Here is a 14541-nt window from a genome sequence, read left to right on the forward strand (position 1 = left end):
GGCTTTTTATTGAATTATCCTCGCTTGCGCTTCCCCTCCTCACAGTGTTATTAACTGCATATGTCCCACGTTAATGTCATGAGTTTGCTATGAGTGTTGTTACGCCCGTTGCGGCGACGCTTCGCCGGATAACGGTTGAAGATAATGCGGCTATTGCCTCCGTCATCCGCCAGGTCTCTGCCGAATACGGTTTAACCGCCGATAAAGGCTATACGGTGGCCGACCCTAATCTGGACGAGCTGTTCGAAGTGTATAGCCAGCCAGGCGCGGCTTATTGGGTGGTTGAGCTGAATGGGTTGATTGTCGGCGGCGGCGGCGTTGCGCCATTAAGCTGTAGCGAACCGGGCATCTGCGAACTGCAGAAGATGTACTTTTTATCCAGCGCACGTGGGCAAGGTCTGGCGAAGAAACTCGCGCTGACAGCGCTCGAATATGCCCGCGAACAGGGTTTTCAGCAATGCTATCTGGAGACGACGGCTTTCCTGACGGAGGCCATTCGCCTCTATGAGCGCCTTGGCTTTGCGCATATTGCCGAACCGCTAGGCTGCACCGGCCACGTCGACTGCGAAGTGAGAATGCTTAAACCCCTTTGATGGTGCAAAGGGGTTATCCGGTTTACTGCATTTCAGGCGACAACGCTAAACGAACAACGCCCGCGGCATTCACTTCCGGCAGCGCCAAAACCTGCGACCAGAAATCCTGCACCAGCTGACAGGCCACTTTCTCTTTACCCACGCCTTTGCTCGGGTCAGACATGATTTCAATGTCCTGTCCATAACGCTGCACCAGCCCCGGGCCAATGGCCTGCATATCGGCCAGCGCCTGCTGTTTTTCCTGCGGAGTCACCGTGTGTTTATTTGGCCCGTAGGCAGCACGCATCATCCGCGCATCGCTCTCGGTACGGCGAGCGAGGACTTCATGCGAAATCACCTTCACCGGGTTGATACCGCCTTTGACCGCAGGGAACAGGAAGCGGAAGCACACGTCATCGCCGCTATTTTTCGCTTCGGCAATCTGCTCAAGGTTGATCTTCATATACTCAACCACGTTAGCGTCAGGCGCCTGCTGCAAACGCGCCATCTGTAGCTGCAGGATTTGCGGTTGGATAGCATCGATAATCTGCTGCTGATCTTTGCCCGCTTTTTTCATCTGCACCGACAGCTCGAGAATATGCTGCCAGAATGCCGGGTCTTGTTCCTTAATGACCTGGAACGTCGGCATCGCCATCATCGCCGATTCGAATTTCTGCTCTTCAGTCTGCCCATAATCCGGGCTCATGCGCGGTATGAGGTAGTGCACATCAAACAGATTCCAGCCGACAATCGCCACCACGAAAATAACGACCCCGGCAACTTTCCCTACCCAACCCTTTTTACGGAATACGCCGACTATCACGGCAATCACCGCACCAATGTAGCCTGCCAAAATTACGTGAGCCCAGTTCATCAACCATCCTTATTCCAATCAATAGTTCTACCGGGGATTATATTTCCCCTTTATGAATGTTGATTATTGCGGCAACGGACGGGTATTTCCAGCCACCAGATTTTCATCTGCGAGGGCGTTGACGATTCAGGGAAGAGGGGAAACGGCGCAAACGCGCCGGGAAAGAAGACTAGGCAGGCACGCCGCTGTGGAAGCGAAATTCCTCATCGGCAGAGGTAATCAGCGCCGCCTCGACTTCACCAAAGAAACGCACGCGCTCGCTGATATCACCGTCGGCAATCTGCTCGGCCAGGGTCAGGTAGTCCTGATAGTGCCGCGCCTCTGAACGCAATAGCGAGAGATAAAACGCCTGCAGATCGTCATCCAGATACGGTGCCAGCGCGGCAAATCGTTCGCAGGAGCGCGCCTCAATGTAGGCACCGCAAATCAGCTTATCGATAAGCGTCAACGGTTCGTGAGTGCGCACCTCTTTGAGCATACCTTTCGCATAGCGGCTGGCGGTGATCTTCACGTAGGGAATATTACGGCGCTGCATGGCTTCACGCACCTGCCAGAAGTGGTGCAGCTCTTCTTTAATCAGCAGCACCATGCTGTCGATAAGCAGGCGTCCCCACGGGTCGTCGGTTTTCGGCATCACGCCTTTGCCAATCTGTTTGTTCAGCGCGACAAAATCCGGCTCTTCGCCGTCGCGGAAGGTGAATGCTTCATACGGTTTTAGCCAATCCAGAAGCGCCTGTGCACCCTCTTTATCCGCCACATATTTACGCACCATCAGCATCGCGGTTTGCGCCGCTTTGAGCTCGCAAACCAGGTGGTCGGTCAGCAACAGAGGAAGATTTTCAGGTAAGCGCGCTTTATCCAGCCACGCCTGAGGCGTTTTGCAGTGCAGGAAGCGATAAACAGGGGTGAGTATTTGCGGGTAGTCCATTCCGGGATCCTTGACCTACGGCAGCGGGTGCTGCCGTAGGGAATCAAGATGACTTAGTGGCGAACGCCATCGTCGTCTTCGTCGATTTCATCTTCGTCGTCGTCGCCTTCTTCACCGTTAGGATCTTCGTAGTAGGTGCCCCAACCGTCGTAATCAACTTCAAACTTCTCAGCCAGATTCATCAGTTGCTCAACCTGAGCGTCGATAAGCTCAGCGTTCAGCGCACATTCGCTGAGAATATCGCAGCAGATGACGGTGTCGCCCTCTTCCACTTCCAGCTCTTCCGGTTCGGTCACTTCATAACCCATCTTGAACGCTTCAACCGCCGCTTTTTCCAGGCTTTCGAAATCGTCTGCAGAAAGGTGGTGTTCAATGGTGTACAGCGCGTCAGGATCGCTGCCGTCTTCCAGCAGTTCTTCAATGATCAGACGTGTTTCTTCACGCTGTTCTTCCAGGTGTTCCGGGTTTGCCATGGCTCATTCCTCATAATGTGGCTGATACTCTTATTGTCACATACCGTTGCCATTGCCTCCACCTTTCCGATAAAGATTTGTTATTGGGGTTGCAAATGAATATTCATCCATATAAAGTGAATTTTAATTCAATAAGTGGCTTGAGCCAGGTGAGGGAAAAATGTCTAGTCTGTATAAAAAACACTTCTTAAAATTACTCGATTTTACCCCTGCAGAAATCACCACCCTGCTGCAACTCGCGGCGAAACTCAAAGCGGATAAAAAGAACGGCACGGAGTCGCCGAACCTGACCGGTAAAAACATCGCGCTCATCTTCGAAAAAGACTCAACCCGTACACGATGCTCTTTCGAAGTTGCCGCTTACGATCAGGGCGCTCGCGTCACTTATCTTGGATCCAGCGGCAGCCAGATTGGCCACAAAGAGTCGATCAAAGACACCGCCCGCGTTTTGGGCCGGATGTATGACGGTATCCAGTACCGTGGCTACGGCCAGGAGATTGTCGAAACGCTGGCGGAATATTCCGGCGTTCCGGTGTGGAACGGCCTGACCGACGAATTCCACCCAACCCAGCTGCTGGCGGACCTGCTCACCATGCAGGAACATCTGCCGGGCAAAGCGTTTAATGAAATGACGCTGGTGTATGCCGGTGATGCCCGTAACAACATGGGTAACTCAATGCTGGAAGCCGCGGCGTTGACCGGTCTCGACCTGCGTCTGGTGGCGCCACAAGCGTGTTGGCCGGAAGCGAGCCTGGTCGCGGAATGCAAAGCACTGGCGCAGAAGAATGGCGGTAACGTGACGCTGACCGAAGATATTGCCAGCGGCGTGAAGGGCGCAGACTTTATCTATACCGACGTGTGGGTATCGATGGGCGAAGCCAAAGAGAAATGGTCCGAGCGTATCGCCCTGCTGCGCGGCTATCAGGTGAACAGCGCGATGATGAAGCTGACCGGCAATCCGCAGGTCAAATTCCTGCACTGTCTGCCAGCGTTCCATGATGACCAGACCACGCTGGGTAAGAAAATGGCGGCAGAATACGGGATGCATGGCGGGATGGAAGTGACCGATGAGGTCTTTGAATCACCAGCAAGCATTGTGTTCGATCAGGCGGAAAACCGGATGCACACGATCAAAGCGGTGATGGTGGCGACGCTATCGCAGTGATTCCACTTATCCTGAAAGGGCACGGGGAACCTATTGTGCGGTTGTTCCCCTCACCCTAGCCCTCTCCCCAAAGGGGCGAGGGAACGGAGCAGTGCAGTCTTCATGCTCTTCCCAAATGCCGAAATAACAGAACAGCACGCTCTTTCCCCCTCTCCCTTTCAGGGAGAGGGTAAACCTCACTCCACCAGCAGTTTAATCACCGCTTTACGCACTTTCGCCGGCTGCCCTACCGCGCACAGCGGTTTATGGACTTCGCCCGGGTAGAAGACCACGAAGTCACCTTCGCTCATCACCACCATTTTTTCCTGCACGCCTTCCGGCAGGAAAGCGATGTCTTTATCCGCCAGCCAATCGGTGTCCGGCTTGCCCGCAGGCAGCACGCTAAATGACATCCCTTCCTGGCCTTTCAGCACCACCTGAATATCCAGGTAACGCACATGATATTCCGCACGGCGTTCGGCAAACGGCTCGGTCATGTTTTCTGAGATCAGATAAAACAGACGGTGACCGTCGATGTCATATTTCCCTTCCGGGGTTTCGTCGGTGACGTTGGCCTGAAGATGGACAATCGCCTGGCGCAGTTCTTCCGGCAGCCATGACTGCAGGTGATGGATGTTGCCAATAATCATGATGACTCCGTAAATAAAACAATGTTTCAATTTTCATTTGTTATACGTAATTTCGCGTTACCATACCACTACTTTTTGTCATGACTCTTGCCACGGTTGCGCTAGCGCACGCTTTGCACCTTTATTCACTCCGTGGAATTTAAATTCATCACAATCAGCTAACCATTCAGTGAGAATCGTTTTCGTCGCGTAAATTGTGAATTCCCCCCTTGATTGCCGGATAAAGCTGCGTATAATTCCGCTCCGTTTGCCGGGAGGAAATATGGTTCAGTGTGTACGACATCGCGTCTTACCGCGTCTGAAAACAGACGCTGGCCTGCCGTTTTTCCTTTCCGTTGCATCCGTATTCGTAAAGCCCCTTATTTAAGGGGCTTTTTTTTTGCGCCGTCGTCAGGAGATAAACATGACTAATCCGCTGTATCAAAAACACATCATTTCCATAAACGATCTCAGCCGCGAAGACCTTGAACTGGTGCTGGCGACCGCCGCCAAACTAAAAGCACATCCGCAGCCGGAGTTGCTCAAGCATAAAGTTATCGCCAGCTGCTTCTTCGAGGCCTCGACGCGCACTCGTCTGTCTTTTGAAACCTCAATGCATCGCCTGGGCGCGAGCGTGGTCGGCTTCTCCGACAGCGCCAATACCTCACTTGGCAAAAAAGGCGAAACGCTGGCCGACACCATCTCGGTAATTAGCACCTACGTCGATGCCATCGTGATGCGTCACCCGCAGGAAGGGGCAGCGCGTCTGGCGACGGAATTTTCCGGCGGCATTCCAATCCTGAACGCTGGCGATGGCGCCAACCAGCACCCAACCCAAACCCTGCTCGACTTGTTCACCATTCAGGAAACCCAGGGCCGTCTGGAAAACCTCAATATCGCGATGGTTGGCGACCTGAAATATGGCCGTACCGTCCACTCGCTGACCCAGGCGCTGGCGAAATTTAACGGCAACCGCTTCTACTTTATCGCTCCGGACGCGCTGGCGATGCCGCAGTACATTCTCGATATGCTCGACGAAAAAGGCATCGCCTGGAGCCTGCACAGCGCCATTGATGAAGTGATGGCTGAGGTCGATATTCTCTACATGACCCGCGTACAGAAAGAGCGCCTCGACCCGTCCGAATACGCCAATGTCAAGGCGCAGTTCGTTCTGCGTGCCGCAGACCTCGAAGGCGCGCGCGACAACATGAAGGTCCTGCATCCGCTGCCACGTATTGATGAGATAACCACCGATGTCGATAAAACGCCGCACGCCTGGTACTTCCAGCAGGCCGGCAACGGCATCTTCGCGCGCCAGGCGTTACTGGCACTAGTACTGAATAGCGAACTGGCTCTGTAAGGGGGAAATGACGATGACACACGATAACAAATTGCAGGTAGAAGCCATTAAACGTGGCACCGTGATTGACCATATCCCGGCACAGATCGGCTTTAAGCTGTTAACGCTGTTCAAACTGACCGAAACCGATCAGCGCATCACCATAGGTCTGAACCTGCCGTCCGGCGAGATGGGGCGTAAAGATCTGATTAAGATTGAAAATACCTTTCTGACCGACGAGCAGGTGAACCAGCTGTCGCTGTACGCACCGCAGGCCACGGTTAATCGCATCGACAACTATGAAGTGGTGGGAAAATCTCGCCCAAGCCTGCCGGAACGCATCAACAATGTGCTGGTTTGCCCGAACAGCAACTGCATCAGTCATGCTGAACCCGTTTCATCAAGCTTTGTAGTGAAAAAACGCGCCGATGACATCGCACTCAAATGCAAATACTGTGAAAAAGAGTTTTCTCATTATGTGGTGCTGGCCAACTAATTGCGGTTGGTATTGATATCTAGCGTCTCTATAATGGCTAACACCTTACTACTGCAGTTTATCTGGAGATATCATGAGCAAGACTATTGCGACGGAAAAGGCACCAGCAGCTATCGGCCCATACGTTCAGGGCGTTGACCTGGGCAGTATGGTTATCACTTCCGGTCAGATCCCGGTTAACCCGAAAGATGGTAGCGTAGCGGAAGATGTATCCGCTCAGGCTCGCCAGTCGCTGGAAAACGTAAAAGCTATCGTTGAAGCCGCTGGCCTGAAAGTGGGCGATATCGTTAAAACGACCGTATTCGTTAAAGATCTTAACGATTTCGCGACCGTTAACGCCACTTACGAAGCGTTCTTCACCGAGCATAACGCCACCTTCCCAGCGCGCTCCTGCGTTGAAGTCGCGCGTCTGCCAAAAGACGTGAAAATTGAAATCGAAGCGATCGCCGTTCGTCGCTAATTTCATGCAGTATAAGAAAAGGCAGCCGATGGCTGCCTTTTTTGTTTTTATCGCAGGCTTATCGCCAATCACTGCCAGCCATAGCGGCGGCTGAAGAAGCCTTTCACCATCTGAGTGAAGGTCATATAACCCACCAGAATCGCCACCAGCCATGGGAAGTAGCTCAGCGGCAGCGGCTGCAATTGCAGGTAGCTTGCCAGCGGCGAGAACGGCAGCGCAATCCCCACCGCCATCACCACCAGGGTCATAGCGAACAGCGGCCATGCGGCGCGGCTCTGCACGAACGGAATACGGCGGGTACGGATCATATGCACAATCAGCGTCTGCGACAGCAGACCTTCAATAAACCAGCCGGACTGGAACAGGGTCTGCATTTCTGGCGTATTGGCCTTAAACACCCACCACATCAGGCAGAAGGTCAGAATATCGAAGATCGAACTGATCGGCCCGAAGAACACCATAAAGCGACCAAGATCCGCCGGGTTCCAGCGCTGTGGTTTCTGAATCTGTTCGTCATCGACGTTATCAAACGGCAGCGCCACCTGGGATACATCGTACAGCAGGTTCTGAATCAGCAAGTGTAACGGCAGCATCGGCAGGAACGGCAGGAAGGCGCTGGCCACCAGCACGCTAAAGACGTTACCAAAGTTCGAGCTGGCGGTCATTTTGATGTATTTGAGCATGTTAGAGAAGGTGCGACGCCCTTCAATCACGCCCTCTTCCAGCACCATCAGGCTTTTTTCCAGCAGGATAATATCGGCCGCTTCACGGGCGATATCCACCGCGCCGTCCACGGAAATACCAATATCTGCCGCCCGCAGCGCCGGTGCATCGTTGATGCCGTCGCCCATAAAGCCGACCACGTGCCCTTCACGTTTGAGCAGCGTCACAATGCGCTCTTTATGCATCGGCGTCAGGCGGGCAAACAGCGTGGTGCGCTGCGCCAGCTGTGCCAGCTCGTCATCGCTCAAATGCTCGATATCGCTACCAACGATCACTTCGCCCGCATCCAGCCCGACTTCGTGGCACACTTTCGCTGCCACCAGTTCGCTGTCGCCGGTGAGGATTTTGACGGTGATTCCGCTGGCCTTCAGCGCTTTCAGCGCCGGTGCGGTGGTCTCTTTCGGCGGATCGAGGAACGCAATGTAACCTTCAAGGATCAGATCGGATTCATCAATACGCTGGTAGTCACCTTCCCGCGCCGGGAGGAATTTGCTGGCCACCGCCACCACGCGCAGCCCCTGACGATTCAGGGTGTCGGTCACGCGTTTAATGCGGCGCAGCATGGTCTCATCCAGCGGCACCACTTCGCCGTTGTGATAAACCTGAGTACAGACGTTGAGGATCTCCTGCAATGCGCCTTTGCAAATCAGCTTATGGACGTCAGGTTGTTCATTCACCACCACCGACATGCGGCGGCGTTCGAAATCAAACGGAATTTCATCCACCTTCTGCCAGTCGCTGGAGAGCTGGCGAGCCGCCACTTCATCAACCCCTTCCAGCACCGCCGTGTCGAGCAGATTTTTCAACCCGGTCTGGTAATGGCTATTCAGCCACGCGGTGTGCAGCACCCGTTCGCTGGCTTTGCCGGAGACATCGGTATGGTTTTCCAGCACGATTTTGTCCTGGGTGAGCGTCCCGGTTTTATCGGTGCAGAGAATATCCATTGCGCCAAAGTTCTGGATAGCGTCGAGGTGCTTCACAATCACTTTCTGTTTGGACAGCTTCACCGCCCCACGCGCCAGCGTTGAGGTGACGATCATCGGCAGCATTTCCGGCGTCAGGCCGACGGCCACCGACAGCGCGAACAGCGCCGCTTCCCACCAATCGCCTTTGGTGTAGCCATTAATCACCAGCACGATAGGCGCCATCACCAGCATAAAGCGGATCAACAGCATGCTGACGCGGCTGATGCCTTTCTGGAACGCGTTCGGCTCGCTCTCCTGCTCGCTAACCCGGCCGGCCAGTTGACCAAACCAAGTGTTGGCGCCGCTGGCAATCACCATCGCCTGCGCGGTTCCGCTCACCACGTTGGTGCCCATAAAGCACAAGGTGTCGCACTCAAGTGGGTTAGTCTGATGGGGTTCGCGGGTTTTGGCGACTTTCTCCACCGGCAGCGATTCACCGGTCAGCGATGCCTGCGCGACAAACAGATCGCGCGCCTGAATCACGCGCAGATCGGCGGGGATCATATCCCCGGCGGCAAGCTTGATGATATCGCCCGGCACCAGCTGATCGATAGGCAGCTCAACCCAGCCGCTTTCGCCTTTATCATTGATGACGCGCAGCACCGTTGCGGTATTGCTGACCATCGCTTTCAGCGTGTCGGCGGCCTTGGTAGAACGCGCCTCCTGTACGAAGTTCAGCAGGGTGGAAATCCCCACCATCAGCACAATCACCACCGCAGCAAACAGATCTTCCGTGGCGTAGGAGACGGCGGCCAGTACGGTCAGCAGGATGTTGAACGGATTGCGGTAGCACAGCCACAGGTGCACCCACCACGGCTGCGGCTGCTGCGCTGGCAGCTGGTTTTCACCGTGAATAGCGCGCGCCTGTTCTACTTCCGCCGCATTCAACCCTTCCGGGTGGCTGTTAAACGCCTGCCACAGCTCCTGCTCGCTAAGCTGGGCCATTTTCAGGCAGTGTTCACTCAACGATGACGGAATGGGCGTATTGGCAACGCTTTGCTGGGTTGGCATAGGGTCGCGCTGAACCAAACGGCGCGGCAAATGGCGGCCAAGCTGTGCAAACAGCTGCCGGGTTAAATTTTTCAGCATAAAAAGTCCCCCGCGCTCGCCTTAGACGAACGCAGTCGGTCCAACGGGCACGGATAAACCGAAGCCCGTTGGCAATCATTTTTTATTGCAGGGACATGAAATAGGATGTCACTGCCTCACAGCATCGGTAAGGCAGCAATAAAACTGGCCTACCGGAAAATTACTCTCGCGCAGGAGAGAGGTGTGGGATCGGGCTCCATAACGCCTCCGGTAAGGTTAGATGAGAAAAACGCCGCGAATTATACGGAGAAAATCATAAGATGTATGACCATTAGAGCGATATAATAACGGACGGCAATTCAACGGCACGTAAACCATCAGGTTTAACCATAGAAATTATTCACACGGGGCAACTATATGCTGGAAAATCGGCTGACCATCAAAGATATCGCTCGTTTGAGTGGCGTCGGTAAATCCACCGTTTCCCGCGTGCTGAACAATGAGAGCGGCGTCAGCGACCGCACCCGCGAGCGCGTTGAAGAGGTCATGCTGCAGCACGGTTTCTCCCCTTCCCGCTCGGCACGCGCCATGCGTGGGCAAAGCGACAAAGTGGTCGCCATTATCGTCACCCGTCTGGACTCGCTTTCGGAAAACCTCGCCGTACAAACCATGCTGCCCGCGTTTTACGAGCAGGGCTACGACCCGATTATGATGGAGAGTCAGTTCTCGCCGGACAAAGTGGTCGAGCACCTGGCGATGCTCAAACGCCGCAACATCGACGGCGTTATCCTGTTTGGCTTTACCGGCGTGACCGAAGAGATGCTGACCAACTGGCAGTCAACACTGGTGCTGATGGCGCGTAACGCCAGCGGCTTCACCTCCGTTTGCTACGACGATACCGGCGCGATTAGCCAGCTGATGCAGCGGCTGTTCGATCTCGGGCACCGCCACATCAGCTTCCTCGGCGTCCCCACCAGCGATGCCACCACCGGCCAGCGGCGTCACGATGCCTATCAGGCCTTCTGCAAACGGCATAAGCTCGCGCCGACCGCCGCCCTGCCGGGTCTGGCAATGAAGCAAGGCTACGATTTTGCCCGTGAGGTCATCACCCCAGAAACCAGCGCGCTGATTTGCGCGACCGATACCCTCGCGCTGGGAGCCAGCAAGTATCTTCAGGATCAGCGCATCGACAAGGTCCAGCTGGCGAGCGTCGGCAACACTCCTCTCACCAAGTTTCTGCACCCGGAAATTATCACCGTCGATCCCGGCTACGCCGAGGCTGGACGCCGCGCCGCAGAACAGCTCATTGCCCAGATAGGCGGTAAAAGCGAGCCGCATCAGATAGTGATCCCCGCGATCCTGGCCTAAGCTTAATATCAGCTTTAATGTGATCGTCGCGACGTTTCGGGAACGTTCCCATTTTCCCAAAAACCTAAACCCGGTACGCTTATATTCAGCGTGTTAATTACGGTTTTGATCCTGAGTCCGTCAGGCTGCCAGACTCAAGCAGCCTGAAGTGGCGGGTATCGGGGAGATCTCACCTCTGTTTTAAGGCCCTATAATGAGCAAAAAAATAGAACAAAAAAACATCGATAAACTTATCGAACTGGTCGGCGGGCGCGACAACATCGCCACCGTCAGCCACTGCATCACGCGTCTGCGCTTCGTGCTAAACGACCCGGCCAAGGCCAACCCTAAAGCCATCGAAGAATTGCCGATGGTGAAAGGCTGCTTTACTAACGCCGGGCAGTTCCAGGTGGTTATCGGCACCGAAGTGGGCGACTACTATGAAGCGCTGCTGGCCACCACCGGTCAGAAATCTGCGGATAAGGAGCAGGCAAAACTGGCGGCCCGTCAGAACATGAAATGGCACGAGCAGATGATTTCGCACTTCGCCGAGATCTTCTTCCCACTGCTGCCGGCGCTTATCAGCGGGGGTTTGATCTTAGGCTTCCGTAACGTTATCGGCGACTTGCCGATGAGCAACGGCCAGACGCTGGCGCAAATGCACCCGTCTTTGCAAACCATCTATGACTTCTTGTGGCTGATTGGCGAAGCCATCTTCTTCTACCTGCCGGTCGGTATCTGTTGGTCGGCGGTCAAAAAGATGGGCGGCACGCCAATTCTCGGTATCGTCCTCGGCGTGACGCTGGTTTCTCCACAGCTGATGAACGCCTACATGCTGGGCCAGCAGGTGCCAGAAGTGTGGAACTTCGGTCTGTTCACCATCGCTAAAGTCGGCTATCAGGCGCAGGTTATTCCGGCGCTGCTGGCTGGTCTGGCGCTGGGCTTTATTGAAACCCGTCTGAAACGCATCGTTCCTGACTACCTTTATCTGGTCATCGTCCCGGTGTGCTCGCTGATTCTGGCGGTCTTCCTCGCCCATGCCCTGATCGGCCCGTTCGGCCGCTGGATTGGCGATGGCGTGGCCTTCGCCGTACGTCACCTGATGACCGGCAGCTTCGCGCCGGTCGGCGCTGCGCTGTTCGGCTTCCTGTACGCGCCGCTGGTCATCACCGGTGTGCACCAGACCACGCTGGCGATTGATATGCAGATGATTCAAAGCATGGGCGGTACGCCGGTCTGGCCGATGATCGCGCTGTCTAACATCGCGCAGGCTTCCGCCGTTGTCGGCATCATCATTTGCAGCCGTAAGAGCAACGAGCGCGAAATTTCCGTACCTGCAGCTATCTCCGCCTATCTCGGCGTTACCGAGCCGGCCATGTACGGGATCAACCTGAAGTACCGCTTCCCAATGCTCTGCGCGATGATCGGTTCCGGTATTGCGGGCCTGCTGTGCGGTCTGAACGGCGTGATGGCGAACGGTATCGGCGTTGGCGGCCTGCCGGGCATTCTGTCCATTAAGCCGACCTTCTGGGGCGTTTACAGTATTGCGATGGTTATCGCCGTCGTGGTGCCGATTATCCTCACCATGGTGGTGTACAAGCGCAAACTGCGCCAGGGCACGCTGCCGGTCTAAGTCTCACCTTTGTTCGGGGCGCAATTGCGCCCCTTCGCCTTCTTCAAGGACAACCTCATGAATACACTTCCTCACTGGTGGCAGAACGGCGTTATCTACCAGATTTACCCGAAGAGTTTCCAGGACACCACCGGCCGCGGTACGGGAGATCTGCGCGGTGTGACCTCACGTCTGGATTACCTGAAAAAGCTCGGCATTGACGCCATCTGGCTGACGCCGTTCTACGTTTCGCCGCAGGTCGACAACGGCTACGACGTGGCCAACTACACGGCGATCGATCCCTCTTACGGTACGCTCGACGATTTCGATACGCTGATTGCCGAAGCGCATCAGCGCGGGATCCGCATCGTGCTCGACATGGTGTTGAACCACACCTCAACCCACCACGCGTGGTTTAAGGAATCGCTGAATAAAGAAAGTCCGTACCGCCAGTTCTATATCTGGCGCGACGGCACGCCGGAAACGCCGCCGAACAACTGGCGTTCGAAATTTGGCGGCAACGCCTGGCAGTGGGACGCCGCCAGCGGCCAGTACTATCTGCATCTGTTCGCCACCGAGCAGGCCGATCTCAATTGGGAAAACCCGACGGTACGCGATGAGCTGAAAAAGGTCTGCGAATTCTGGGCCGATCGTGGCGTCGACGGCCTGCGCCTCGACGTGGTGAACCTGATCTCCAAAGATCAGTCCTTCCCCAATGATGACCAGGGCGATGGCCGCCGCTTCTATACCGACGGCCCGCGCGCCCATGAGTTCCTGCAAGAGTTCAGCCGCGATGTGTTTACCCCGCGCGGGCTAATGACCGTGGGCGAAATGTCCTCCACCTCGCTGGAAAACTGCCAGCAGTACGCCTCGCTCGACGGCAAAGAGCTGTCGATGACCTTTAACTTCCACCACCTCAAGGTCGATTATCCCGGCGGTGAGAAGTGGACGCTGGCGCGTCCGGACTACGTGGCGCTGAAATCGCTGTTCAGCCACTGGCAGCAAGGGATGCACAATCGGGCGTGGAACGCGCTGTTCTGGTGTAACCACGACCAGCCGCGTATTGCCTCACGTTTTGGCGATGAAGGTGAACACCGGGTGACGGCGGCCAAAATGCTGGCGATGGTGCTGCACGGCATGCAGGGCACGCCGTACATCTATCAGGGCGAAGAGATTGGCATGACCAACCCACATTTCGCGAAGATAGAGCAATATCGCGACGTGGAAAGCCACAATATGTATGCCGAGCGGCTGGCCGAAGGGCAAAGCGCCGACGAGCTGCTGGCGATCCTTGCCAGTAAATCTCGCGATAACAGCCGGACGCCAATGCAGTGGAACGCCAGCACAAACGCCGGGTTTACCCAGGGCGAACCGTGGATTGGCGTCTGCGATAACTACGCGGATATCAACGTCGAACGCGCGCTAGCTGACCCGGATTCCGTGTTCTACGCCTATCAGCAGCTGATTGCGCTGCGTAAATCACAGCCGGTGCTGACCTGGGGCGATTATCAGGATCTGCTGCCTGAGCATCCGTCGCTGTGGTGCTATCGCCGCCAGCACAATGGGCAGACGCTGCTGGTGCTCGCCAACCTTGGCGCAGAACCGCAGGCATGGCAGCCATCGGAAACGCTGGCCGACGGTCACGTGTTGATGAGCAACTATTCCGATTCTGTACAAAAACCGGCAGCAATGACGCTGCGCCCGTTTGAAGCTATCTGGTGGCTTCTGGGCTAAACCTACGGCCCGGTAGCCTTGTGCTGCCGGGCTTGCCTGCATCACGCTGTTTTACGGCCCTTTTGTGCATTTATTACGCAGTAATAATTTACATACCCCCTCAGCGCCTGTCATCTGTACTCTTGCATTTTTACTTTGTTCTGCATCAATAAAAGCGTAAACATGTTTGATGCAAATCACTACATATAGAACTTAAAATGCTCCCCGGCCCAATAT

General features: G+C 55.3%; 15 protein-coding genes. 10 read left to right on the top strand and 5 right to left on the bottom strand.

Annotated features, from left to right (window positions below):
* Window positions 1–89: 89 nt before the first annotated feature.
* Window positions 90–593 (top strand): GNAT family N-acetyltransferase, encoded by a 504-nt coding sequence (locus LZ634_RS06335; RefSeq protein WP_234503170.1) that lies wholly within the window; start codon window positions 90–92, stop codon window positions 591–593.
* Window positions 594–615: 22 nt separating this feature from the next.
* On the opposite strand, the gene LZ634_RS06340 is transcribed toward LZ634_RS06335, so the two are convergent.
* The 3 genes from LZ634_RS06340 to rraB all read right to left on the bottom strand — a co-directional run bounded on the left by LZ634_RS06340 (window position 616) and on the right by rraB (window position 2847).
* A complete protein-coding gene (locus LZ634_RS06340) occupies window positions 616–1446 on the bottom strand; it encodes a topoisomerase II (protein WP_234503173.1) in 831 nt (276 codons plus the stop codon).
* A gap of 169 nt (window positions 1447–1615) precedes the next feature.
* On the bottom strand, window positions 1616–2374 hold the full coding sequence (gene miaE / locus LZ634_RS06345) for a tRNA isopentenyl-2-thiomethyl-A-37 hydroxylase MiaE (RefSeq protein WP_234503174.1): 759 nt from the start codon (window positions 2372–2374) through the stop codon (window positions 1616–1618).
* Between the two features lie 53 nt (window positions 2375–2427).
* The gene (gene rraB, locus LZ634_RS06350) at window positions 2428–2847 is read right to left on the bottom strand and encodes a ribonuclease E inhibitor RraB (RefSeq protein ID WP_234503175.1); all 420 of its coding nucleotides are present in this window, start codon (window positions 2845–2847) and stop codon (window positions 2428–2430) included.
* Window positions 2848–2942: 95 nt separating this feature from the next.
* Here rraB and argL point away from each other — a divergent pair, with 95 nt between their 5' ends.
* Together argL and argF are read left to right on the top strand one after the other, a co-directional pair.
* On the top strand, window positions 2943–3038 hold the full coding sequence (argL, locus tag LZ634_RS22740; RefSeq protein WP_234503384.1) for a putative translational regulatory protein ArgL: 96 nt from the start codon (window positions 2943–2945) through the stop codon (window positions 3036–3038).
* Window positions 3008–4012 carry an ornithine carbamoyltransferase gene (argF, locus tag LZ634_RS06360; protein ID WP_234503176.1) on the top strand — a complete coding sequence of 335 codons (1005 nt, stop codon included), beginning with the start codon at window positions 3008–3010 and terminating at the stop codon, window positions 4010–4012. The genes argL and argF overlap by 31 nt, the downstream gene beginning before the upstream one ends.
* 176 nt (window positions 4013–4188) lie before the next feature.
* On the opposite strand, the gene LZ634_RS06365 is transcribed toward argF, so the two are convergent.
* A complete protein-coding gene (locus LZ634_RS06365; RefSeq protein WP_234503177.1) occupies window positions 4189–4641 on the bottom strand; it encodes a YhcH/YjgK/YiaL family protein in 453 nt (150 codons plus the stop codon).
* Window positions 4642–4903: 262 nt separating this feature from the next.
* Here LZ634_RS06365 and LZ634_RS06370 point away from each other — a divergent pair, with 262 nt between their 5' ends.
* From LZ634_RS06370 to ridA, 4 genes are all read left to right on the top strand, one after another.
* On the top strand, window positions 4904–5008 hold the full coding sequence (locus LZ634_RS06370; RefSeq protein WP_072351778.1) for a pyrBI operon leader peptide: 105 nt from the start codon (window positions 4904–4906) through the stop codon (window positions 5006–5008).
* A 36-nt stretch (window positions 5009–5044) separates the two neighbouring features.
* Window positions 5045–5980 (top strand): aspartate carbamoyltransferase, encoded by a 936-nt coding sequence (gene pyrB / locus LZ634_RS06375; protein WP_234503178.1) that lies wholly within the window; start codon window positions 5045–5047, stop codon window positions 5978–5980.
* 13 nt (window positions 5981–5993) lie between these two features.
* Window positions 5994–6455: an aspartate carbamoyltransferase regulatory subunit gene (pyrI, locus tag LZ634_RS06380; RefSeq protein ID WP_234503179.1), complete on the top strand. Its 462-nt coding sequence runs from the start codon at window positions 5994–5996 to the stop codon at window positions 6453–6455.
* 73 nt (window positions 6456–6528) lie between these two features.
* A complete protein-coding gene (gene ridA, locus LZ634_RS06385; protein ID WP_061284876.1) occupies window positions 6529–6915 on the top strand; it encodes a 2-iminobutanoate/2-iminopropanoate deaminase in 387 nt (128 codons plus the stop codon).
* Window positions 6916–6983: 68 nt separating this feature from the next.
* Here the strand turns inward: ridA and mgtA are convergent, their stop codons facing one another.
* Entirely contained in the window at window positions 6984–9692 is a 2709-nt protein-coding gene (mgtA, locus tag LZ634_RS06390; protein WP_234503181.1) for a magnesium-translocating P-type ATPase, read from the bottom strand.
* Window positions 9693–10052: 360 nt separating this feature from the next.
* Here mgtA and treR point away from each other — a divergent pair, with 360 nt between their 5' ends.
* The 3 genes from treR (at window position 10053) to treC (ending at window position 14325) form a co-directional block, all read left to right on the top strand.
* Window positions 10053–11000, top strand: a complete 948-nt coding sequence (gene treR, locus LZ634_RS06395; RefSeq protein WP_234503386.1) for a trehalose operon repressor TreR — start codon at window positions 10053–10055, stop codon at window positions 10998–11000.
* A gap of 193 nt (window positions 11001–11193) precedes the next feature.
* Window positions 11194–12612 carry a PTS trehalose transporter subunit IIBC gene (treB, locus tag LZ634_RS06400; RefSeq protein ID WP_234503183.1) on the top strand — a complete coding sequence of 473 codons (1419 nt, stop codon included), beginning with the start codon at window positions 11194–11196 and terminating at the stop codon, window positions 12610–12612.
* A 57-nt stretch (window positions 12613–12669) separates the two neighbouring features.
* Window positions 12670–14325 (top strand): alpha,alpha-phosphotrehalase, encoded by a 1656-nt coding sequence (treC, locus tag LZ634_RS06405; RefSeq protein WP_234503185.1) that lies wholly within the window; start codon window positions 12670–12672, stop codon window positions 14323–14325.
* Window positions 14326–14541: the final 216 nt, after the last annotated feature.

It is taken from the genome of Kluyvera intermedia (genome assembly GCF_021440345.1).
Taxonomy (GTDB): Bacteria; Pseudomonadota; Gammaproteobacteria; order Enterobacterales; family Enterobacteriaceae; genus Kluyvera; species Kluyvera intermedia_A.

What these genes read in the sequence shown, in the direction of transcription:
- LZ634_RS06335 (WP_234503170.1), top strand. Translation starts at nt 90, where the DNA reads ATGAGTGTTGTTACGCCCGTTGCGGCGACGCTTCGCCGGATAACGGTT.
- LZ634_RS06340 (WP_234503173.1), bottom strand. Translation starts at nt 1,446, where the DNA reads ATGAACTGGGCTCACGTAATTTTGGCAGGCTACATTGGTGCGGTGATT.
- miaE (WP_234503174.1), bottom strand. Translation starts at nt 2,374, where the DNA reads ATGGACTACCCGCAAATACTCACCCCTGTTTATCGCTTCCTGCACTGC.
- rraB (WP_234503175.1), bottom strand. Translation starts at nt 2,847, where the DNA reads ATGGCAAACCCGGAACACCTGGAAGAACAGCGTGAAGAAACACGTCTG.
- argL (WP_234503384.1), top strand. Translation starts at nt 2,943, where the DNA reads ATGAATATTCATCCATATAAAGTGAATTTTAATTCAATAAGTGGCTTG.
- argF (WP_234503176.1), top strand. Translation starts at nt 3,008, where the DNA reads ATGTCTAGTCTGTATAAAAAACACTTCTTAAAATTACTCGATTTTACC.
- LZ634_RS06365 (WP_234503177.1), bottom strand. Translation starts at nt 4,641, where the DNA reads ATGATTATTGGCAACATCCATCACCTGCAGTCATGGCTGCCGGAAGAA.
- LZ634_RS06370 (WP_072351778.1), top strand. Translation starts at nt 4,904, where the DNA reads ATGGTTCAGTGTGTACGACATCGCGTCTTACCGCGTCTGAAAACAGAC.
- pyrB (WP_234503178.1), top strand. Translation starts at nt 5,045, where the DNA reads ATGACTAATCCGCTGTATCAAAAACACATCATTTCCATAAACGATCTC.
- pyrI (WP_234503179.1), top strand. Translation starts at nt 5,994, where the DNA reads ATGACACACGATAACAAATTGCAGGTAGAAGCCATTAAACGTGGCACC.
- ridA (WP_061284876.1), top strand. Translation starts at nt 6,529, where the DNA reads ATGAGCAAGACTATTGCGACGGAAAAGGCACCAGCAGCTATCGGCCCA.
- mgtA (WP_234503181.1), bottom strand. Translation starts at nt 9,692, where the DNA reads ATGCTGAAAAATTTAACCCGGCAGCTGTTTGCACAGCTTGGCCGCCAT.
- treB (WP_234503183.1), top strand. Translation starts at nt 11,194, where the DNA reads ATGAGCAAAAAAATAGAACAAAAAAACATCGATAAACTTATCGAACTG.
- treC (WP_234503185.1), top strand. Translation starts at nt 12,670, where the DNA reads ATGAATACACTTCCTCACTGGTGGCAGAACGGCGTTATCTACCAGATT.